This is a genomic window from Paenibacillus hebaui, assembly GCF_051934385.1.
GTDB lineage: Bacteria > Bacillota > Bacilli > Paenibacillales > Paenibacillaceae > Paenibacillus.
Map to the genome: position 1 here is coordinate 4,880,729 of NZ_CP196836.1, position 21,894 is coordinate 4,902,622.

Annotated in this window: 20 protein-coding genes; 3 read left to right on the forward strand and 17 right to left on the reverse strand. The window is 47.3% G+C overall.

The window, feature by feature from the left end; translation table 11 throughout:
- Window positions 1-4: 4 nt before the first annotated feature.
- The 7 genes from rpoZ to ACR32F_RS22175 all read right to left on the reverse strand — a co-directional run bounded on the left by rpoZ (window position 5) and on the right by ACR32F_RS22175 (window position 8,133).
- Window positions 5-220, reverse strand: a complete 216-nt coding sequence (gene rpoZ, locus ACR32F_RS22145) for a DNA-directed RNA polymerase subunit omega (protein ID WP_440110805.1) — start codon at window positions 218-220, stop codon at window positions 5-7.
- A 157-nt stretch (window positions 221-377) separates the two neighbouring features.
- Window positions 378-950 (reverse strand): guanylate kinase, encoded by a 573-nt coding sequence (gmk, locus tag ACR32F_RS22150; RefSeq protein WP_440110807.1) that lies wholly within the window; start codon window positions 948-950, stop codon window positions 378-380.
- A 13-nt stretch (window positions 951-963) separates the two neighbouring features.
- Complete coding sequence (gene remA, locus ACR32F_RS22155) at window positions 964-1,224, reverse strand: extracellular matrix/biofilm regulator RemA (protein WP_006209218.1); 261 nt, start codon at window positions 1,222-1,224, stop codon at window positions 964-966.
- Window positions 1,225-1,275: 51 nt separating this feature from the next.
- Window positions 1,276-2,175, reverse strand: a complete 900-nt coding sequence (locus ACR32F_RS22160; RefSeq protein WP_440110809.1) for a YicC/YloC family endoribonuclease — start codon at window positions 2,173-2,175, stop codon at window positions 1,276-1,278.
- A 19-nt stretch (window positions 2,176-2,194) separates the two neighbouring features.
- Complete coding sequence (locus ACR32F_RS22165) at window positions 2,195-4,084, reverse strand: bifunctional homocysteine S-methyltransferase/methylenetetrahydrofolate reductase (protein WP_440110811.1); 1,890 nt, start codon at window positions 4,082-4,084, stop codon at window positions 2,195-2,197.
- A 176-nt stretch (window positions 4,085-4,260) separates the two neighbouring features.
- On the reverse strand, window positions 4,261-5,094 hold the full coding sequence (gene dapF / locus ACR32F_RS22170) for a diaminopimelate epimerase (RefSeq protein ID WP_440110813.1): 834 nt from the start codon (window positions 5,092-5,094) through the stop codon (window positions 4,261-4,263).
- Window positions 5,095-5,280: 186 nt separating this feature from the next.
- Window positions 5,281-8,133: a calcium-translocating P-type ATPase, SERCA-type gene (locus tag ACR32F_RS22175; RefSeq protein ID WP_440110815.1), complete on the reverse strand. Its 2,853-nt coding sequence runs from the start codon at window positions 8,131-8,133 to the stop codon at window positions 5,281-5,283.
- 321 nt (window positions 8,134-8,454) lie between these two features.
- Here ACR32F_RS22175 and ACR32F_RS22180 point away from each other — a divergent pair, with 321 nt between their 5' ends.
- On the forward strand, window positions 8,455-10,221 hold the full coding sequence (locus ACR32F_RS22180; protein WP_440110817.1) for an Rqc2 family fibronectin-binding protein: 1,767 nt from the start codon (window positions 8,455-8,457) through the stop codon (window positions 10,219-10,221).
- 186 nt (window positions 10,222-10,407) lie between these two features.
- Window positions 10,408-10,854 carry an N-acetyltransferase family protein gene (locus ACR32F_RS22185; RefSeq protein WP_440110819.1) on the forward strand — a complete coding sequence of 149 codons (447 nt, stop codon included), beginning with the start codon at window positions 10,408-10,410 and terminating at the stop codon, window positions 10,852-10,854.
- A 134-nt stretch (window positions 10,855-10,988) separates the two neighbouring features.
- On the opposite strand, the gene ACR32F_RS22190 is transcribed toward ACR32F_RS22185, so the two are convergent.
- The 10 genes from ACR32F_RS22190 to ACR32F_RS22235 all read right to left on the reverse strand — a co-directional run bounded on the left by ACR32F_RS22190 (window position 10,989) and on the right by ACR32F_RS22235 (window position 21,330).
- Complete coding sequence (locus tag ACR32F_RS22190; protein WP_440110821.1) at window positions 10,989-11,858, reverse strand: PHP domain-containing protein; 870 nt, start codon at window positions 11,856-11,858, stop codon at window positions 10,989-10,991.
- Window positions 11,859-11,926: 68 nt separating this feature from the next.
- Window positions 11,927-12,844, reverse strand: a complete 918-nt coding sequence (locus ACR32F_RS22195) for a selenium metabolism-associated LysR family transcriptional regulator (protein ID WP_440110823.1) — start codon at window positions 12,842-12,844, stop codon at window positions 11,927-11,929.
- Window positions 12,845-12,976: 132 nt separating this feature from the next.
- Window positions 12,977-13,414, reverse strand: coding sequence for a hypothetical protein (locus ACR32F_RS22200; protein ID WP_053784297.1), 438 nt, complete (start codon window positions 13,412-13,414; stop codon window positions 12,977-12,979).
- A 227-nt stretch (window positions 13,415-13,641) separates the two neighbouring features.
- The gene (locus ACR32F_RS22205; RefSeq protein WP_440110825.1) at window positions 13,642-14,241 is read right to left on the reverse strand and encodes a TetR/AcrR family transcriptional regulator; all 600 of its coding nucleotides are present in this window, start codon (window positions 14,239-14,241) and stop codon (window positions 13,642-13,644) included.
- Between the two features lie 119 nt (window positions 14,242-14,360).
- Window positions 14,361-15,005, reverse strand: coding sequence for a hypothetical protein (locus ACR32F_RS22210; RefSeq protein WP_440110827.1), 645 nt, complete (start codon window positions 15,003-15,005; stop codon window positions 14,361-14,363).
- Between the two features lie 290 nt (window positions 15,006-15,295).
- On the reverse strand, window positions 15,296-15,559 hold the full coding sequence (locus ACR32F_RS22215; RefSeq protein WP_440119982.1) for a YlbG family protein: 264 nt from the start codon (window positions 15,557-15,559) through the stop codon (window positions 15,296-15,298).
- 84 nt (window positions 15,560-15,643) lie between these two features.
- Window positions 15,644-16,081, reverse strand: a complete 438-nt coding sequence (locus ACR32F_RS22220) for a YlbF family regulator (RefSeq protein WP_440110829.1) — start codon at window positions 16,079-16,081, stop codon at window positions 15,644-15,646.
- 135 nt (window positions 16,082-16,216) lie between these two features.
- Entirely contained in the window at window positions 16,217-18,121 is a 1,905-nt protein-coding gene (locus ACR32F_RS22225; RefSeq protein ID WP_440110831.1) for a helicase-associated domain-containing protein, read from the reverse strand.
- Window positions 18,122-18,255: 134 nt separating this feature from the next.
- Window positions 18,256-19,944, reverse strand: a complete 1,689-nt coding sequence (locus ACR32F_RS22230; protein WP_440110833.1) for a DNA repair helicase XPB — start codon at window positions 19,942-19,944, stop codon at window positions 18,256-18,258.
- Between the two features lie 216 nt (window positions 19,945-20,160).
- Window positions 20,161-21,330 carry a M20 family metallopeptidase gene (locus ACR32F_RS22235; protein ID WP_440110835.1) on the reverse strand — a complete coding sequence of 390 codons (1,170 nt, stop codon included), beginning with the start codon at window positions 21,328-21,330 and terminating at the stop codon, window positions 20,161-20,163.
- Between the two features lie 209 nt (window positions 21,331-21,539).
- On the opposite strand from ACR32F_RS22235, the gene ACR32F_RS22240 reads away from it, so the two are divergent.
- Entirely contained in the window at window positions 21,540-21,887 is a 348-nt protein-coding gene (locus ACR32F_RS22240; protein WP_440110837.1) for a YugN family protein, read from the forward strand.
- The last annotated feature ends 7 nt before the right edge of the window (window positions 21,888-21,894 follow it).

Consider the following 21,894-nt stretch of genomic DNA (forward strand, 5'->3'; position numbering starts at 1 on the left):
CGGCTTACTCTTCTTCCTCTTCGTCCTGTCCTTTGATGACAACGAGCAGATCTCCATAAATTTCTTCGAGTGCAACGCCAACCTGTTTATGGGATCTGGCATTTCTCAACTCCGTTTTCTCACCTTCACGAAGCTGTCTAGCCCGGCGGGAAGCGGCAACAACAAGCGAATACTTGCTGTCAACTTTGTTCATCATTTCATCAATAGAAGGATACAGCATATTTACAAAACACCTCTTTGCATTAGTATAATCACAATTTGCCGCCTGACAGAATAAGGTTGCACCATTTGTTCACGTTAACCCGTCTGGGGCCGCTATCTATACATCCTATGACAGCAGCCCCACGAATTATCGCATTCTGAAGGCGGCAGATGGATTATTTATTGATCTTACAATGTTCGGCGATAATGATGCTTTCTATTCGTTTACACGCCAAATCAATTTCATCATTCACGACGGCGTAATCATACTGCTCCAGCAGACTGATCTCATCTACCGCGACGGACATCCGGTGATCAATCGTCGCCTGACTTTCTGTGCCGCGGCCCTGAATACGATCTTTAAGCTCGTCCAATGAAGGAGGCAATAGAAATACAAAGATCCCTTCCGGGAACTTTTCTTTTACTTTTAACGCGCCTTGGACTTCAATCTCCAGAATGATGTCACGGCCTTCGTTAATCGTTTTCTCCACAAAATCACGCGGTGTTCCGTAATAGTTACCTACATATTCAGCGTGCTCCAACAATTGATCCTCAGCAATCATGATCTGGAACTCCTCATGGCTTCTGAAGAAATAATTCACACCATGTTCCTCACCCAGACGAGGCTGACGAGTCGTTGCCGATACGGAATATATCAATTCCGGCACCCGTTTGCGCAAAGCGCTGCATACTGTACCCTTCCCGACCCCTGATGGGCCGGACAACACAACCAGTAGTCCTTTAGACATATTACACTCCATTTTATTCGTCGTTATCATCATCTTTCGAAGAAAGACGATGGGCGACCGTTTCTGGCTGTACCGCAGACAAAATGACATGATCGCTATCCGTAATAATAACGGCACGAGTACGTCTTCCGTACGTTGCGTCTATCAGCATATGACGGTCTCTTGCCTCTTGTATAATTCTCTTGATCGGCGCCGATTCCGGACTCACGATGGATATAATCCGGTTCGCCGATACGATGTTACCGAATCCAATGTTAATGAGTTTGATTGCCATAATCAGGTTCTTCCCCCTATACATGCGACTCTTTTGCCGTAATTTGGCTGTTCATTCGATATTCGCAGCTTGCTCGCGAATCTTCTCCAGTTCCGCCTTCATCTCGACAACACGGTTCACCAGAGCCAAATGGTTGGCTTTTGATCCAATCGTATTGACTTCCCGATTCATCTCTTGAATAAGAAAGTCCAACTTGCGGCCTACCGGCTCATCACTTTTCAGCAGTTCCCTGCTCTGTCCAAAGTGGCTGAGTAGACGCGTAAGCTCTTCCTCTATGTTAGAACGATCGGCAAAGACAGCAATTTCCATACCCAATTTATGCTCATCAAAAGGGAAAGAGCCTTCCTCCTGCATTTCCGTAAGCCTTTGTCTTAACTTGTTGCGGTAATCACTCACCACAGTAGGTGCAAGAGTAAGCATCTCGGTATGCAGTGATTCCAGACGACTAATCCGCCGTTCCAGATCACTGGCCAGATGAAGACCCTCGCGAGCGCGCATCTGCTCCAAACCGGTCAGAGCCTCTTCCAATCCCTGTTGCAGGACACGCTCCCATTCGTCCTTCTGTTCCTCCGTAAGAGAACTCGTCCCATCCGATTGAACCATGACATCTGGCAGTGCAAGCATATCCATGATGCTCGGTTTGCCCTGCATTCCATAGCGGATTTCCAGCTGCTCTGCCGCTTGCAGATAGGCCCTGACCGCCTGCTCATTCAGAACAGCGGGGAGAGCCTGGTCTTCATCTTTTTCTTTCATTACATAAACATCAATCCGCCCACGTTTTAACCGGCTCTGTACCTTTTTCCTCAAACCGTCCTCGTAATACGTCCATTCTTTGGGCAGACGCATCATCACTTCGCAATAACGATGATTGACAGATTTGACTTCCAATTGTACCTTATAGCCGCCAAAATGAAAGGCGGATTGACCGTATCCGGTCATACTGAATGACATCGGCATCACATCCGTTACACTATTGTAATTGATTATTAGGGTTGAAACAAGTAGGACATTGATGCTTGGACTTCTCCCATACATATTGGGTCAGTTCGGCCGTCATACTATAGAACATAAACGGAGTCATTAAATAGATGCCCTTGAAATGCTCTGTCGCTACATCCAGCAGTTCTTTGGCAATCTTCACACCCATGGCCCGACCTTCTTCGCCTTCCAGACCTGCCATTCGTGAACGCACTTCATCAGACAGCTGAATTCCGGGAACCTCATTATGAAGATACTCTGCATTTCGTCCGCTTGCAAGTGGCATTACGCCTACAAAAATGGGCACATCCAGATGTTTAGTTGCTTCATGCATAGCTACGATTAATTCCGGGTCATAGACGGGCTGCGTCATGATGTAATCCGCGCCAGAGGCTATCTTTTTTTCCAGCCGCTGTACAGCTTTATCCAGATATTTCACATTCGGATTAAATGCAGCACCAATCACGAACCCCGCCTTCTGTTTGAGCGGTTTACCGGAGAAGGAGACGCCATCGTTCAATTGCTTAATCATACGTATAATTTCAAAAGAAGTCAGATCATATACCGAGCTTGATCCGGGCAAGTCACCAAATCGTGCAGGGTCACCGGTTACTGCGAGTACATGATTAATACCAAGGGCATCAAATCCCATCATGTGCGACTGCGTACCGATCAGATTCCGGTCACGGCAGGCGATATGTACAAGTGGACGCAGGCCCGTACGATCCTGAACGAGATGACCGAGTGCCATGTTGCTCATCCTCGTAACCGCGAGTGAATTATCAGCCAATGTCAGCGCATCTGCTCCTGCCGCTTTCAACGTCTCGGCACCTTTCATGAACTTGGCGATGTCCAGATCACGCGGCGGGTCAAGTTCGACGATGACCGTATGGCGCTGTTTCACCAGATCCACAATGGTAGGCTGCCCACCCCGTCCGGCTCGTTCATCTACATTTTCATGCAGGATGATGCGCGGTTTGGATTCTGACGGATCAGGTTCGAGAATTGGAGCAGGTACATATTCAGCCAGGGCATGAGTAATTGCTGCAATATGATCAGGTGTCGTACCACAGCAGCCTCCGATAATACGCGCACCCAGATCAGCGAATTGCACTGCAGTCTGACCGAAGTATTCCGGAGTCGCACCATAACGGAACTGACCATCTACATAGTCCGCTGCACCCGCATTAGGGTATACGGACATCGGAATACCGATACGTCCTGACACCGTTTCCATGGCACGCATAATTCCGTTTGGACCGGAACGACAGTTAAAACCGATGACGTCAGCCCCTTGCTCACGCATGATTCGGAAGGCTTCAGGCATCGTATATCCATCGAGTGTGTGTCCCACATCCTCAACAGCGAACTGTCCAATCACAGGCAGATCACTCAGCTTACGTGCCTGCAGAAGGGCAATATCCATCTCTTCGATATCATAGAAGGTTTCGAGCAGAATGCCGTCTACTCCTTCATCGAGCAGGGCAGAGATCTGTTGCTGATAGAAGCGCTTCAGTTCACTTGTTGACACATTTGTCCGCTTTCCTCCACGAATGGAGCCAACCGCGCCCAGGACATAACCGTCAGTGCCAGCTACTTGTTTGGCAATGCGCACACCGGCACGGTTTACCTCTTCGACCTTGGACTCCAGACCGAACTTGGACAATTTATCGTAATTGGCAGAATACGTATTCGTCTCGAATATCTCGGTGCCTGCCTCACGAAAACGGCGATGCACGTCTGCCACCACTTCAGGTGAAATCAAGTTTAACTCTTCATATGAAATCCCTACCGGGAATCCCATCTGGTACAGAAATGTTCCCATCGCACCATCGCCAACGAGAACCCGTTTCTGCATTACACTGCGCAAATCTGCCTTCATCCCTTTTCCCCCCGCCTGGCTGATCATTTCATACTAATGTAACACAAAAAACGTCCCAAAACGAAGAAAAACACAGGTTTTCCGTGAAATTAAGTCTCCATAACCATCTGAACAAGCATGAATACCTATAGCTGAAAAAAAAGAGGCCCTCAGGCCTCTTCATCTAAATCGTCTTCTTACGAAGTGACTCCTTTAAAAACGACTTCCGCAGGGCCAGTCATATATACATGATTGTCGGCTTCATTCCACTCAATGTGGAGATCTCCACCCTTGAGATTAATCACTGCTGTACGATCCGTATGTCCATTCAGGACAGAAGATACAAGTGTTGCGCAAGCTCCAGTTCCACAGGCAAGCGTAGGACCAGCTCCGCGTTCCCATACACGCATATCCACATATCCGCGATCACGAACCGTTGCAAACTCTACATTGATTTTTTTCGGGAACATAGGATGTACTTCGAGAAGTGGACCCCATGTAGATAGATCAAAATTCACAGCGTCGTCTACATAGATGACCGCATGCGGGTTACCCATGGAGACAGCCGTAAATCTGAACTCCTGTCCGTTTGCTTCAATGGAATGATCCACCACCGGATTGGCATCCACGGTTGTTGGAACCTGAAGTCCGTTCAAGATGGGCTCGCCCATGTCCACACGAACCGTTTCCACTTGACCGTCACGAATGTTCAGGCTCACGGGTTGTACACCCGCACCGATCGTTTCAATCGTAATCTGTTCTTGTGTCACATGACCGTGATCATATACATATTTGGATACACAGCGTATAGCATTACCACACTGCTCTGCTTCCGAGCCATCCGAGTTCATGATGCGCATCTGAAAATCTGCCTTCTCTGAAGGCAGTATATATACCAAGCCATCCGCACCGATGCCAAAGAAACGGTTGCACCATTTCACAGCCAATTCTGCTACATCTGCAGGAAGCGCCTTTTCACCAAATACAACGATAAAATCGTTACCGAGACCATGCATTTTCGTAAATTCCATATCCTTGCCCACTCCTTTTGGCAGTCTGCTGCCAAAGCTTTATTCTTGCTCTTCTACAGGATCACCATAGAAATTCATATTCAGCATTTACATATAAAAAAAGCTATCCTGCAAAATGCCGAGGGATCTTGCCTCGAATCATTTTGAGGATAGCATAACGAAAAGCATAAGCAAATGCTATTGATTTTATGCCGAAAACTTTGTACTTTTCGGTACGAAGCGTCCAGGACCCATGCGGCGACGGTTGCGACGGCCTCCCCACACGCTGCCTGCGCCCATGAGGAAGGTTGGAATGCCTGCGGCAACGATGGAAAGAGCCCATTCACGCATGCCCAGTGGTACGGTCTTGAAGATAGGCTGTAACGGCTCCACATACATGACCACCAGCATTAGCACGATGGATGAAATAACTGCGAGAACCAGATACTTGTTCTGCAGTGGATTCCGGTGAAAGATGGAGCGGGAACTGCGGCAGTCAAAAACATGAATAAGCTGGGCCAGAACGAGCGTGGCAAAGGCCACAGATTGCGCTTTTATGAGCTGCCCCGGTTGATCTGGTGCGGCTTGCAGGGTGAGCCAGAATGCACCGAGTGTACACAATCCGATCAGCACACCCCGACTGACGATTTTCCAGCCGAGTCGGCGAGCAAAAATATTTTCCTTTGCGCCGCGTGGCTTGTGTTCCATCAGATCTTTCTCAGGTTGATCCACTCCGAGCGCCATGGCTGGTAATCCGTCCGTCACCAGGTTGACCCACAGAATCTGGATCGGTACAAGCGGCAGCGGCAAGCCCATCATCATTGCAAAGAACATCGTCAGAATCTCGCCTACATTCGATGCCAGCAAATAACGGATAAACTTGCGAATATTCTCATAAATATTACGTCCTTCTTCAATGGCAGATACAATAGTAGAAAAATTATCATCACTCAGGATCAATGCAGAAGCCTCCTTCGTGACATCCGTGCCTGTAATGCCCATTGCTATACCGATGTCTGCCGCTTTGATGGCCGGTGCATCGTTCACACCATCTCCGGTCATGGCTACGACATGTCCTTTGCGCTGCAACGACTTCACAATACGCAGTTTGTGCTCAGGCGAGACGCGTGAGAACACGTAGATACCCTCTACCTGTTTATCCAGTTGCTCGTCCGTCATGCCCGCCAGTTGTTGGCCACTAAGTGAAGCTCCACCCCGTTGAAGAATACCCAGCTGCTGGGCGATGGCCTCTGCCGTTGTACCGTGATCTCCGGTAATCATAACGGTACGTATGCCTGCCCTGCGACAAGTCGCAATAGCATCCCTTACTTCACGCCGTGGTGGATCAATCATGCCCGCAAGCCCTACAAATACGAGCTGGCTCTCGGCTGCATGTTCATTATCCACCTTTTCCTCCGGTCGTACTTCACGGTATGCCATACCCAGGACTCGCAGTGCTGCCCCAGCCATATTCTCATTTGCAGCCATGACTTTCTGCCGTAGCGTTCCTGTAAACGGTACAACATTGCCTTCCCACAAAATGTAACTGCACTGTCCGATCAGCACATCGGGTGCACCTTTCGTATAAATCATGCGCCCACCCTGATGATGGACCAGGACAGACATCCGTTTCCGATCCGAATCGAACGGGAATTCCTGCTGACGTGCATATAACTCTTTAAGTCCCGCAGGGGTAAGACCCATTTTGGAGGCCAGTGTAATTAATGCCCCTTCCGTAGGATCACCTTTCAGCTCCCATACCACACGGTCTTCCTTAATGTCTTCTTTCTGATGATCTTTCTTCGTGACTGCCTTGCCGCCCTTTTTGGTATCCTTGCCTTTTTTCTTGTTATGCGTCTCATCCGCAACATTTTCGATAATACTTGCATTGTTGCAAAGGGCACTGATCTGGAGCAGTCTTCGCAATGTCTGATCACTCTTCAGCTCCACTGTGCGTCCATTCTCCAGCATCTGTCCTTCAGGTGCATAACCGTCTCCGGTTACCTTGATGCTGCGTCCCTCCATCCACACATCCGTCACTGTCATCTTGTTCTGAGTTAACGTGCCTGTCTTATCGGAGCAGATGACAGATGCACAACCCAGGGTTTCAACGGAGGGAAGCTTGCGTACAATGGCTTTGCGCTTAATCATTCGCTGCACGCCCAAGGCTAATGCAATCGTTACAATGGCCGGTAGCCCCTCTGGTATGGCAGCCACCGCGAGGCTGACCCCTGCCAGAAACATGCCTACTGCCGGCTGTCCATGAAGGATGCCCGCCACAACAACCATAACGGTTAATCCGAGCGCAACAAAAATCAGAATTTTACCCAGTTGTTCCAGTCTGTGCTGTAGCGGTGTTTCCTGTTCCTCCGTGTTCTGGATCAGATCGGCAATTTTGCCCATCTCGGTCTCCATCCCCGTACGGATAACCACCCCTTTGGCCGTGCCACGCGTAACCATCGTTCCCATGAAACCAATATTTTTCTGATCACCAAGCGGAACGTCTTCGTCAGCAATCGGCCTGCAATGTTTGCTTACAGGGACCGATTCCCCGGTAAGTGCCGACTCCTCCACATCCAGACTGTTCGTCTCCAGCCAGCGTACATCAGCAGGTATGCGGTCACCACTCTCCACCATGACAATATCCCCGGGCACGAGTTGTTTGGCGGCAAGATGCACTTCCTGACCCGATCGAAGCACTTTGGCGAGAGGGGCAGACAACTGTTTCAATGCACGCAGGGATCGTTCCGCCCGAAACTCCTGTACAAAACCCAGAATGGCATTCAGTACAATTATGGCCACAATCGTTACCGCATCCAGATACTCTCCAAGCAAACCGGATACCAGCGTTGCTCCCATCAACACCAGTACCATAAAATCCTTGAATTGATTCAGCAATAACGTAATTGGAGATATGCGTTTCCCCTCACTCAGTTCATTCGAACCGGCAGCTTTCCTCTTCTCTGTTGCAGCTTCTTCTGTTAATCCATCCTGCGGACTGACGTCAAGAGTGTTGCGAAGCTCTTCAACGCTTAGTTGATGCCACTTGGTATGTTCCATGCTTCAAGGTTCCCTCCCAGTCTGTATTTCCTCTGTAAAACGCTCACACCTAATGCACCGGCAAGCTGATCAACAGGCTGTACGCAATGCCGGACAAACTACCTGCTCTATATGTATTCGGACAGGACCCTGATTAGCACCGGAAGGCGAATCCTTTCCCTGATGGACAGAATAAGCTAAAATAAAGGTCTGCGGTTATAGACGCAGGAGCATTCAAGTTTTTGGACTATGCAAGCAAGCAACTACGAATCTGCAACCGGCTCTGTTTTTTTACATATCCCTGTTGCTCGTTTCAGTTATAGATAGAGAGGAAGTTGAAAAATGGCATTAGACGGCATCGTAACACGAGCCATCGTACATGAACTGCAAGGCTGCAAAGGCGGACGCATCAGCAAAATTCATCAGCCTAACGGACATGATGTGGTTCTGACCCTGCGTGCTCAGCGCGGAAACAGCAAATTGCTGATCTCTGCAAGCCCAACTTATCCCCGTGTGCACTTTACGGAAAAAACGTTTGTTAACCCTACGGAGGCACCCATGTTCTGTATGTTACTGCGCAAACATTGTGAAGGCGCCATTATCGAGGAGATTCGCCAGATTGGCATGGAACGGATCATTCATATCGACGTGCGTCAGCGCGACGAGCTGGGTGATGTGTCGATGAAACGCATCATCATTGAATTGATGGGACGTCACAGCAATATTATTGTGCTCGATCCGATCACTGGAACGATTCTGGATGGTATTCATCACGTAACCCCATCAATCAGTAGCTACCGGGTCATTATGCCGGGATTTTCGTACACCGAACCACCGGAACAGCATAAAAGCAATCCGCTGGAAGTAAGCAGCACTGCGTTCCAGGACAGCTATAATGCGACTGAAGATGAGGCCTCACGCTGGCTTGTGAATGCTTTCAGTGGCCTTAGCCCGCTGATTGCCGGAGAGATTACTTCCCGGGTATCTGTCAACGACAGTTCCGACCAAGCTGCAAGCGATGGTGATACCCGGATCGAAGCCGGAGCGCTCTGGAACGCTTTTGAATCCGTGATGGGGCCAGTCAGAGACAACCATTACAGCCCCGTTACAGGACTGAACGCCAAAGGCAAAATGATTTTCTCGGCAGTCTATCTTCAGATCATTCAGGACGCGGAGAAAACATACGAGACCATGAGCAAGTGCATGGAAGATTATTACGGAGACAAGGCTGAACGAGATACTGTAAAGCAAAGAGTGAGCGACCTGCTGCGTTTCTTGCAGAATGAGCGAAGCAAGAATATTAAAAAGCTGGACAACCTGAACAAGGATCTGCTGGAAGCCGACGATGCGGACAAATTCAGATTATGGGGTGAACTGCTGTTTGCCTCCCTGCACCAGGTTAGCAAAGGGGCCAAAAGCGTGGAGCTTGTGAACTTCTACGATGAGGATCAGGCGAACATTACCATTCAGCTTGACCCGCTGCTCACACCGTCTGACAACGCTCAACGTTATTTCAAGCGTTATAACAAATACAAGAACAGTCTGGCTGTTATTCATGAGCAGCTTGGCAAAACCAAAGATGAGATCCATTATCTCGACAATCTGCTCCAGCAGTTGTCCATCGCATCCATGAATGACATCGAGGAAATACGCGAGGAACTTGTGCAGCAGGGTTATCTTCGTGATCGTAACAAAAAAGGCAAAAAGAAGAAGAAAAACGACCGCCCAACCGTGCATCAATTTACCTCATCCGAGGGCATTGAACTTCTCGTAGGGAAAAACAATCTGCAAAATGAGTATGTAACCAACCGTCTGGCTTCTTCCAATGACACCTGGCTGCATACCAAAGACATCCCGGGGTCACATGTTGTCATTCGCAGCACTGACTTTGGCGAAGCCACACTGGAGGAAGCTGCACAACTCGCTGCCTACTTCAGTCAGGCCAAAGAATCCAGCAGCGTTCCAGTGGATTACACCCTGATTCGTCACGTTCGCAAACCAAGTGGAGCCAAACCGGGTTTTGTAATTTACGACAATCAGAAGACGGTGTTTGTTACACCAAATGAAGAGCTGATTAAGAGCTTGCCATCCACGATCAAGAACGGATAAGATACTCCTTTTCTAAAATTAGACATCACCAAATCCCCCGTACAGAACAGAAGACTGTTCCTGTGCGGGGGATTTTTCTCGGTAGATATCAGTGTAACTTCGCTATTTTATTTTATCTTATTGTTGAATATTAATTCGTTAAACTGTATAATAATTCAATCATTATCGAGGATAAGGATGTGTACTATGAGATTACATATTAGAGAGACTCAACCTAATGATTTGAGACCACTGACTAGATTGATGCATGACTATGTAGTGGGGTTCTACAACAACCCTTGGCCTGGTGATCCACAAATCCAGCTTATCATCCAAACCCTGCTTGATCGGCAGATCGGTGCTCAATTCGTTGCAGAACAGAACGGGGAACTCATCGGGTTCTCCACATTGTACTTTACCTACAGCACCATGAAGGCAGAACGTGTGGCCATTATGAATGACCTGTTTGTAACGGAAGTATTCAGAGAAGGCGAAGCCGAAGCCAAACTGTTCGAACATTGCCAGCAATATACACGTGAACAAGGATGTGCCTACATGTCCTGGATCACGGCACCCACCAATGAGCGGGCACAGAGATTATTCGAACGCCTTGGAGCCACACGTAGTGCTTGGGTAAACTATTCGATCACATAAGCTTAAATTCAAAAAAAGGACATGAGAACATGTAGGCAAGCCCCATGTTTCAATGTCCTTCAATGATTCGACCCATCTCTATTAGTCATCTTTTCGTAGGTAATCGATTGTAGATGTACGGTAACGTTCTCCTTTTATACTCCCTCTCGCTCTGCGACCGCTGCCTGCAGCCTGTCCAACACATCAATCATTACCGTTTTGCTGCCCAGATCCCCGTGGAAAACGACGCCTTGTCTCACGCCGTGGTAATCCGAACCGCCCGTCTCAATAAGTTCAAACTCCAGGGCCATCTCAGCATATTTGCGTTCCTCTTCCGGGCCGTGATCCGAATGGAATACTTCAATTCCGTCAGGACGTGCGTCAGCAATGATACGACGAACCAATTCATCATTTCCGTACAAACCCGGATGGGCAATAACTGCAGCACCACCTGCATCTCTGATCCACTGACACGCATCTTCCGGAGCAACCCGGGGAACCGACACAAAACCCGGTTTGCCTTCTGCCAGATAACGATCGAACGCATCTCGCATATCGACAGCATACCCTTTACGTACCAGCACATCAGCCATATGAGGTCTGCCAAGGCTTTCGTCCGGCTCCAGCGTCCGTCCAAGACCTTCAATGACTTCCTGCCAACTGATTTCCAGTCCAAGCTCCTGCAGTCTGGCAATGATGAGATGGTTGCGTTCTTCTCTGGCTTCCCGGAGCTCACGCAGCCGCTCTAGAAAATTCTCATCTGCTGTATTAACGTAATACCCCAGAATATGGATGTCCTTACCTCCAGCGCGGGTGCTAATCTCTACGCCTGCAACAACGTCTATATCATACTCGCGGCCAGCCCGTTGTGCCTCGGCAACTCCGGCTACTGTATCGTGATCTGTCAGTGCAACCGCAGACAGTCCTCTTTGTTTAGCCAGCTTGACATTGTCGGCAGGTGGCTGCATTCCGTCCGAAGCCTGGCTATGGGTATGAAGGTCACATCGTCCATTATATTGATCCAAGAACAACAGCTCCTTTTTATATCTGGTTAGGGGATGACAGACAAAAATTAAAATTTAGCTTATTGCACTTATCCCGTTGGGCCTTTCAATCTTGTCTGCTCCTGTTGACGTAAATAATTCAGAAAAGCGACTGCCGACAAGGGCAGCAATGAAGACTTCAAATGTATGGCGTAGAACTGCCGTTTGAACTCAAGCCCACGGATATCCACAATATGAACCAAACCAAGCGCCAGTTCATGCTGAACAGATGACGGAGATAACATCGTAATCCCCACACCCGCCTCCACAGCGGATTTTACAGCACCTGTACTGCCAAGCTCCATCACTACATTCATATCCTGTGGATCAATATTTTTCTTTTGCAACTGATCTTCCATGACCTGACGGGTACCCGAACCTTTCTCCCGCAGCACAAATGCATAATTCATCACATCTTCAAGATCCACTTCCCCACGATCTGCCAGCGCATGCCCTGCCGGAACAATCAGCTTCAGCTCATCCTGCATTACTGGCTCTACAATCATGTCCGGGTGATGAACCGGTGCTTCAATCAGACCAAAGTTAAGCTGGTGTTTCAATATATCGTCCATAATTTGCGTTGTGTTCATCACTTTCATGACGATGGAGATATCCGGGTACTGACGGGCAAAAGGACCCAGCATCCGTGGCAAGACATACTCACCAATCGTCAAACTTGCTCCCAGCTGCAATCTTCCTTGCAACATCTGTGTAAACGCGGACATGGCTTCATCTGTCTGTCTAACCAGTTCTACACTCCGTTTCGCATGAGGCAATAACGTTCGCCCCGCCTCGGATAATTCTATTTTCTTGGTAGAACGGTGCAGAAGCTTAGACCCAAAGTAATCCTCCAGAGATTGAATCTGCATCGTTACCGCAGGTTGTGTCATATGTAATGCTTGCGCAGCTGCTGAAAAACTCCCCTTCTCCGCTACGGTATAAAAAATATGCAATTGATGAAAATTCATATCTTCGCCCCTCTTCTATACGCTTACCCCATTGTATCCGATTTCTATAATTACAACAAAAAAAGCATGCAGCTTGTCTGCATGCGATGTAGCCTAAATCTATTATTTCAAAAAATAGGGATAATTCCGAACTTACTTATGCTTGCGACTGTTCTTAACAAGAGTCATTCGTCTTGAATGTCTCAGCCATGAATAATACGATTTCAGATCCCGCAATTCAATCGTCTCGGACATTTTTCCCAGAAACGTAACTACAATCATCTTATGAAGCGGATTGCCAGCGATATCATATTCCCCTTCAAGTTCGGAAAATTCAGCAACCACGACCAGATCTTCGTCGATTAGGTAGACATCCTGCTCATTACGGTAGTATGGTGTAATACGGTCCTGCTTCAGACACTCCCATAACCATGCCGCAATATGGTCATCATCATTACGTGCCGGCTCAATACGGTCTGCATACCGCATCTTGGCATGATGGGTAATGACGATGTCGGCCACTTTCTTGTCTCCAAGAGCCACGAAAAAGGGCTCGTAGGTGCTCCAACGTTGCATCACCTTATCACGCATGGGAATCACTCTCCACCAGATAGGACTTTCTATCTATTTATTTACCCAATATATTACAACATAAGTCCCGTAACCTCAAGGCGTAAGTTCAGATTTTTTCACAAAAGCCGTTTTATGGCTATTTCAATAAAAGAGCGGCCTTGATTGAAAGGCTCCTCTGGACAATTGTTTCTTTCTGCGAATAACATTTGCCTTTCAGAGCTAAACGATCTGAATGATCCCCCATTTTATTCGGCAGATATACCTGATATCAGAAGTTGGATAGCATTGACATGTACGGCTGCGTATTCATCACTACTTACATCAGGCATGGCCAAGCACAGCTGGGTTGCGCCTACTAACATGGACAATACTGCAAAGCTCAAGGATTCAGTATCTGTGCCTTTGAAGGATTGCTGATCAATGCCTCTCTTCACAGCTTCCTTTATGGCATTCGGGATCAGCTCCATACTTTCTGATACCTTTGATAACGCAGACGAATCATCTGGTAACATCTTAAAGTATTCCTCAGCTACCGTAAGCAAAGGGTTTTCACATTCTCTTCCAAACTGATCTGCCAGCGCTATAAGCTGTTCGGCTGGAGACAGTGATTGATATTCAATGCTAAGCCATCTAAGCGAAAGTCGCCCAACATAAGTTTCGAGAAGCTGAAGGAAAATATCCTCCTTATTTCTAAAATGATGATATATATTTCCTTTACTTAGTTGAGTAATTTCACATAGATCGTCCATTGTGGTTCCTTTATATCCCTTCTTTATAAACAGAGTATGAGCATGGGATAAAATGAATGCTTTGGATTCTTCGGCCGGTAATCTTCTTCTTGCCATGTTTCCCTCCTGCATATAATGAGCTACCCTCATTTTAGCATAGATGAACTTAGATCCTCCACCGACAGGGAGATAACGCCCGTGTTTATCCTATATATAATCGTCTCTTCTTAACTGAACTATTCAAGAAGCGGTGCAAGTACAATCAATTCCCAGGTTTCGTAGATCCCCCCGACCACCAAAAGAACCACGATCGGAATAAAGAGCCATGCCGTTTGAATAAATCCGTGTTTATACCCGCTCCAGCGAGATTGTACCCCAATGCTCTTGGGAAATAAAAATGATTTCCCTTGTAGATATATTGCGAGCATCGCGAATACGTAAGCCTGCCCTTCAATCAGTAATGTCAGATAATGCGGAATCAACATAGGGTGGTATTCAAGTGGAGTAAATACCACACCCCAAAAAATGGCACGGTATATTCCCATAAAAAGGCCGATAAAGGGTATTACAAGTGATGCTCCTGTCATAGTCAGCATGATACCAAGGATTAAATTAACAATAAATGTGAAGAAACTAGCCGATACAATATTGCCACTAGCATAAGCAGATACCACCGTTGATTCCAGCCAAGGTGATGAAAGTTGCTTATTGGCACTATCAAGCGCCTTTAACTGCAACTCGGGGAAAAAATAAGTAACCAGCATACTTAGCAGCAACAGTCCGTAAAAAACGGCATTCATCAGAATAAAGGCCTTCTTATTTCCCTTAATGATTCCAATAGGTTTTCGTATCACTTTCAGTTGACGCCATGACTTTTTCATACAAACCTCCTCGATTAAACGAACAGCCTATTTTTTTGCAATCACTACCGACCGCTCAGTCTGTAGTAAAATATATACTACCCCATCCATGCAGTCAACCTGAAAATGACATATGGTTGTTGTTCTGTGATCATGCACGATGAGACCGTGACCGGGCACAAGAACATGTACCGACAAAACAAAAAAAGCCGCTAAAATAGCGGCTTTCAATGGGACTCTGTTGTTGTCCTTTGACAGTTTCGGGATGTTCAGTGAAAACTAGTTCACTATACATTTTAAAACCATTTTTGTTATATTCCGTAAAAACTCGTTTTGTCCATCGTTTTGCTGGCATACTCTGTTTTAATTTCATTTCGGTAGGATCGTTCAACCTTGCGCACATAGGAAAGCCTGTTCACATTTTTCATTGTATCTTCAGCTCGCTCTGCATTCACATACATAACCACATAATGCATACGGCGGGAGATATAATGAACGGTACCATACTTTTCGAGATTACGAGCCGCTTTCAAATCACTGACCCAAATAATAAATCCTGTCCTTTGCGCAAACATCATCGCTTCCCCGCCCCTTTCTATAATGGAGACCGGAGCCTCCAAAAGGTCCGGTCTGTCATGAGTCTATTTGGTTATCATACCCTAGCTACAACCGCACTTGCCTCCGCTACCGCATCCGCCCTTCGGATTCGGATCATTGCTCGGTACCTTAATGGTTGTTGATACTGCGAAAGCAATGGTCTCCGACATCTGGAATAACATATCATCCAGCGACTTCTCCGCCTGCTTGAAACGGGCTACCGCCTCGAAGCTTTCCAGCTCCAGCTCCAACGCCTGAACCTGATCTTTCGCCGCGTGATAGTCCGGATGAAAATGACCAAAACGCTGGGTTTCTTCAAATAATTCCTTCTTGGCATTCAGCTTGCGTATTCCCGCCTGAATGTCAGCGTTCGTCTCCACTTGCTGCTTCCAATATAAATAATCCGATACTTCGGCAGATTGGTTAATCATGTCGCCCAGTTCATATGCGCCCGTTAACACTTGGGCCATATCGACCGTGTTCATTTCCGCTACGCTCATGAAATTCATCCTATCTATATATAAAGTTCTACTTCACGTAGACTACTTTATCATATCATATCCCTGAATAGTTAAGAAGAGTTTTTCCTGCAAATAGAAATGAGGGGAACGGATGATCTGTTGCATAAAACAGCATCAAGTTTTGGCATGATTCGGAATAATCAATCGGATCTTGTTCCATTCGGAAGGCGAAAATGTACGTCGTTCTGCCGGGTTCGTCTCTGCATCCGATATATACCAGCCCGTTAGTGTCCAGTCTTCATGACCGTGAATCTGATCCGGGATAACATAAACGATGTCGTCGTCCAGCTCCAGCCCAAGCTTGGTCTGCCATTCAATCGCTTTCTTGGCAATCTGACGGGCTGTCGACATATGATACCCTCGCCATTCGTTGTGCCACATCTGCGGAATTTCTCCATATCCGGGAAAAAGACCGGATTGCTCCGTGATGGATTTATCCTGATCAACCGCATGCAGGTTCAGTCCACTGTCCACGAGTCCTTGCCGTCCATTTACATAAAAGAGTTCTTCCTTCGACTCAAGCCTGACCATGGACTCATCTGCCATTTGCTCCGCCACTGTCAGGTTCAACTTCTCTGATGACTCACATCTGAACTCATATAACCAAGTATGAAGGTTCCCCACTTCTTCGCCCCTGTTATGTTGACCAGTATTTTGACTTTGACCCGCTTCCATATGCGATCTGTCTATCTCTCTTCCCCAATGCTGGATCGCCAGAGCTACTTGCTCAGGCATTTCAGTTCCACTGTAAAGTCTAAGAAAACGGACCATTTTATCAGACGTAAAACCAATCTCTGCTGCACCCAAGACCCGTTCCTTGGTAATTCGGTATATGGACATCCGGTCACGGTTTATAAGCTCAGCACAATGTTCCAGATTCCAGCGTATCTGTGGTGTCACATCTGGCGGAACCATAATTTCAAAATCAGGCTGCACATAGTATGCATTCTCGTTTGTATCCATTAAACTGTCATTTCCAGCGCCTAATAAAGCTGCAGGCTCAATCAGCCAGCGAAAAAACGGTTTTCCGGCGGCATTCTCACCCACCTCACCATATCCCAAACCCGCCAGAGCATGAAGCCATCCACGGACATGTGCAACGTATGGCGAGTCTGAAGAACCCCCAATCTCTTGGCTTTCAGCAGCTACTTCCGTTCCACCAACTTCTGAAGTGATGGCCGTGATGCCTAGCCATTCATTCTGCGTTTGACCCAATGTGGACAATTGATAGCGAAAATGCTGAAGCCTTGGCTCAGTTGCACCATATCGATCCATACACACGTTGTAAATCTCGCGGTGCATTGAAGACCATGACAACGATAACCAGCAGTATAGATGGTCATGTGATACACGCAGCCTGTTATGTTCCTTCACGATCAGCCCCAGACTAAGCAGCAAGTCCAAAATAACGGCAACTTGGATGGGATAAACATCGGCATGAGCGTAACGAATACCCAGTCCCTCAAAATCCTCAGGAACCAATACTGTCATCTTACTTAATCGTTGCACCATTTTCTTATGTAAAGTACCTTTGTTGGTCAGTGGAAGTCCTTGATCTGCACCTTCTCTCACCATCCAGGCCATTACATGAAGAAGCTCTGGAGCAGTATCGGGCTTCCCCTCGCGAACGAGGTTAACTTTATCACTTTTAACTTCATTACTTCTTATAGAATTGTTTTTTGAGATCCCGGCATGATAATCAGACAGATACGGTTTCACCAAACATCCAACCCGTTCAGCATAGGTTACCGTTAACAAAGGAATGAGAGTAGCAGGTATGTAATAGAGACGTTCACCCCAAGTCTTGCGCACAGCTTCGACCCAACCTTTTTGCCGAAGTACAACAAATGCCATCATGGCTTCCGCTCTGCTAAGACTCTCTAGCGCACACTCTGCTGTTGTCATCATGGTGGAAAAAGGCTGGCCTGCATGTTTGTGAAAAATTGCACCCAGTACCGCTTTTTCCACAGATGAAAGCTCTGTTAATGAATTTACACCCGGAGCATCTTGTATATGCATCGGTCCACCATGCCTTCCTCAATGTTTTTATGGATGTCTGAGACTCCAATTCATTTATAAAGGGAATCAAAAAATCTGGAGATAACAGTGATCGGAAGGTTGTTCTGCCATCTTGGTGCCAGTGTAAATATTCTTTAGCTGAAATTATATAGATGTTCTTGAACAATCCTGTACTCATATCCCTGTTCAACCAGAAACATCTGACGACGCAATGCAAATTCCTGTTCCTTGCTGTCCTCGGAGACGAGCGCATAGAAATATGCTTTATTTTCCCCAGACTTCGGTCTCAAAATCCGTCCCAGCCGCTGTGCTTCTTCCTGTCTTGAACCGAAGCTTCCAGATATTTCGAGCGCAACAGCTGCATCTGGAAGGTCTACTGCAAAATTGGCAACCTTGGACACAACAATGGTTTTAATCTCACCACGCCTGAACGAATCAAAGCATTTTACCCGTTCATGCTGGGACATTGTGCCTGAAATGAGCGGTGCTTCAATTTCCCGGGCAATGGTCTCAAGTTGATCCAAATACTGTCCGATGACGAGCGCTGGCAGTCCTTGATGATGTGCCAATATGCGTCTGATGACTTCCAGTTTCGCCGGATTTTCGGCTGCAAGACGAAACTGATGCTTCACTTCCGCTTCCAGATAATTGGATCTAAGCTCTGGAGAGAACGGGATGCGTATTTCCTGACACTGTACATCTGCAATCCAGCCCTGTTGTTCCAGTTCCTTCCACGGCATGTCATACAGTTTCGGGCCAATCAGCGAAAATACGTCCTGTTCACAACCATCCTCTCGCACCAACGTTGCTGTCAAACCCAGTCTTCGCGTAGCCTGAATATCTGCAGTTGCCCGAAATACCGGTGCAGGCAGCAAATGCACCTCATCATAAATAATGAGCCCCCATTCTCGTTCACTAAGCAATTTGATATGGGTAAAGTCAGCGTCCTTGGACTTTCTATGCGTAAGAATCTGATATGTAGCCACGGTCACTGGTTTCACCTGTTTTTTCTGACCGGAATACTCACCAATCTGTTCACTGGTTAACGTTGTTTTGTCCTGTATTTCCTGAATCCACTGCCGTACAGAGGTGGTGTTGGAAGTCAAAATAAGACATTCACATTGCAGGCGCTCTAATACAGCCAACCCAATGACAGTTTTACCTGCCCCGCAAGGCAGCACGAGCAGACCACTTCCTCCCATACCCTCGCTACCTTCAAAAGCATCTACGGCCTCTCTTTGATATAAGCGCAACGCGAACCGCTCTGAACCTCCATCCGTATTCATCGTTTGCCATTCAAATGGAAGATTAGTTCCTTTGCGATATCCCGCGTAATCCAGTACAGGGTAACCCAGACGGGTCAATTCCCGCTTTAACAGTCCACGCTGCTCACCTGCCAAAACAAGCGTGTGTGGATCCGTACGTTCCATACGAAAAGCCGAGATTGTTTTCATAGCGCTTAACTCATCGAGCAATTGCTCATCCTCACTTACAAGGCGCATCCTCCCGTGATTCTCTTCTGGCTGAAGCTTCAATTTCCCATACTGATCGATAATCCTTCGAATATCCTGAATCAGAGCGACCGGAACATTCCAACGCGACACCAATTCCAGACTCGCAATGACTTGATCGGCGTCCCATCCAAGTGCAGCAGCATTCCATAATGACAACGCAGTGATTCGATACGTGTGAAACGTAGCGGGTGTCTTCACCAGCTCGGCATACATTCCAAGTTGCGCTCTGGCCTGCTCAAATCCGGGATGGCCCACTTCGAGCAAAACCGTAAAATCCCGCTGGACAATACAGGCGTCTGTTGTTCCCATTCCGTTTCCTCCCTTACTTATTGCAATGATATGTATTTATCCGAATGACAGGCATCAAAAAAAGTTCAGTTCCGGTATCTTCCGAAAATGAACCTATACAAAACAGAAGTTGACCTTTACAAAACGAAAGCGACCCTTGCTCCTGCTCTAAAAAACCACAAAAAAAGCACCCTACTCATACCTTGGTATGAAATAGGATGCCCAACTACATTCAAATCATTCGGCTGTATACCCCTTGGCCATTGCAATAAATAGCTTCACCGCGTTTGGCATGGCATCTTCATCAAAGTCAAACTTGGGATGATGATGCGGATAGATTGCTCCTTTGTCCGGATTGCCTGCTCCAACAAACATAAAGCAACCGGGAATGTGCTGCAGATAATAAGCGAAATCTTCCGCTGGCATCAACATCGGTGACGTCTGTACATTTTCTGTTCCGAACACGTCTACCGCCTCTCTGAAGAAACGTGCCGTTTCCTGTTCATCATTCACAACAGGTGGATACCCCATAAGATAGTTCACTTGAGTCTCTGCTCCGTAAGCCGCCCCTGTCTGGGCAACCACCGTATGCACACGTTCTTTCATCACATTCCGTGTCTCTTCATCAAAGGTTCTCACGGTACCGCTCATCTTGCACAACTCCGCAATCACATTCTGGGCAGATCCTGCCTGCATCGTACCTATGGTCAGTACCGCCGGACACAATGGATCAACCGAACGACTGACAACCGTCTGCAGCTGCAGCACAAGTGCAGAACCAGTCACCAGACTGTCTACCGTGGATTGTGGCATGCCACCATGTCCACCTTTCCCTTTGATTTCAATATAGAAATCATCTGCCGCTGCCATCATCGGACCTGATCTGCTGGCCGCAACACCTACAGGAAGCGGGGTCCACAGATGAATGCCATAAATGACATCCACCCCTTCCAGTCCGCCGTCTGCAATGACCTTGACCGCCCCGCCAGGAAGCAGTTCTTCCGCAGGCTGGAACAAAAAACGAATCTCTCCCTTGATCTCATGCTTATGTCGACTGAAATACAGCGCCGTTCCCAGCAAAATCGACATGTGACCATCATGCCCGCATGCATGCATGGCTCCTGCTTGTTGGGAGGCGTATTCAACGTGCTTCTCATCTTGAATTGGGAGTGCATCCATATCTGCACGAAGCATTACGACAGGCCCTGGCTTGTCCCCACGTAACGTACCAATGACCCCGTGTCCGCCTACATGACGTTTCACTTCAATGCCAAAACTCTCCAGCATACCCGCTACAAAAGAGGATGTCTTCTCCTCATGGAAGGAAACCTCAGGATTGCGATGAAGGTGACGCCGCCATTCCACCATGTGGATTTGCAGATCTTCCCACCATATATTATTTGTCATGTCTCCCCATCCTTTCGATCTTGAACGGGACTTCCATCAAGCCCGAACCTTCCTCTTCAAACCTATTGCTGTATATTGTAGCAGAATTGGAAGAAAACCGATACGAATAACCCCTCGAAAGCTTGCACGGGAAGGGGAAACATACTATCATAAACTAGAGAAAAGAACTAGAATTATACTCGGAAGCTTATGAGGAGGATCAGACGCTTATGATTTTTGAGAATACAGGCTTGGACGGCTTGAAGAGCGACTTGGCATACCTGGATGAAAGCGCCGAGAAAGTCGGATTTGTCCGGTGGCAATGGGAATATTACCGTGCTACATATGACTACAAAATCGAAGATGAACAAACCAAATCGGAATACTTTGTACGGATCAATACCCGTGCGGTAGATGGCAAACTCGAAAAACCCGATACGGTTCTCGCAGTTGAAGCTGTTTATCTTGGAAAAGCAACCTTCCCGCATGGTCTGGATTATGACTCTACCGTACCGCAGCCAGTCGTGAAGCTGGCGGCCCAAAAACTACAGCAGCTTAAAGAACTGCTGGAAGCATAGGCTGGGC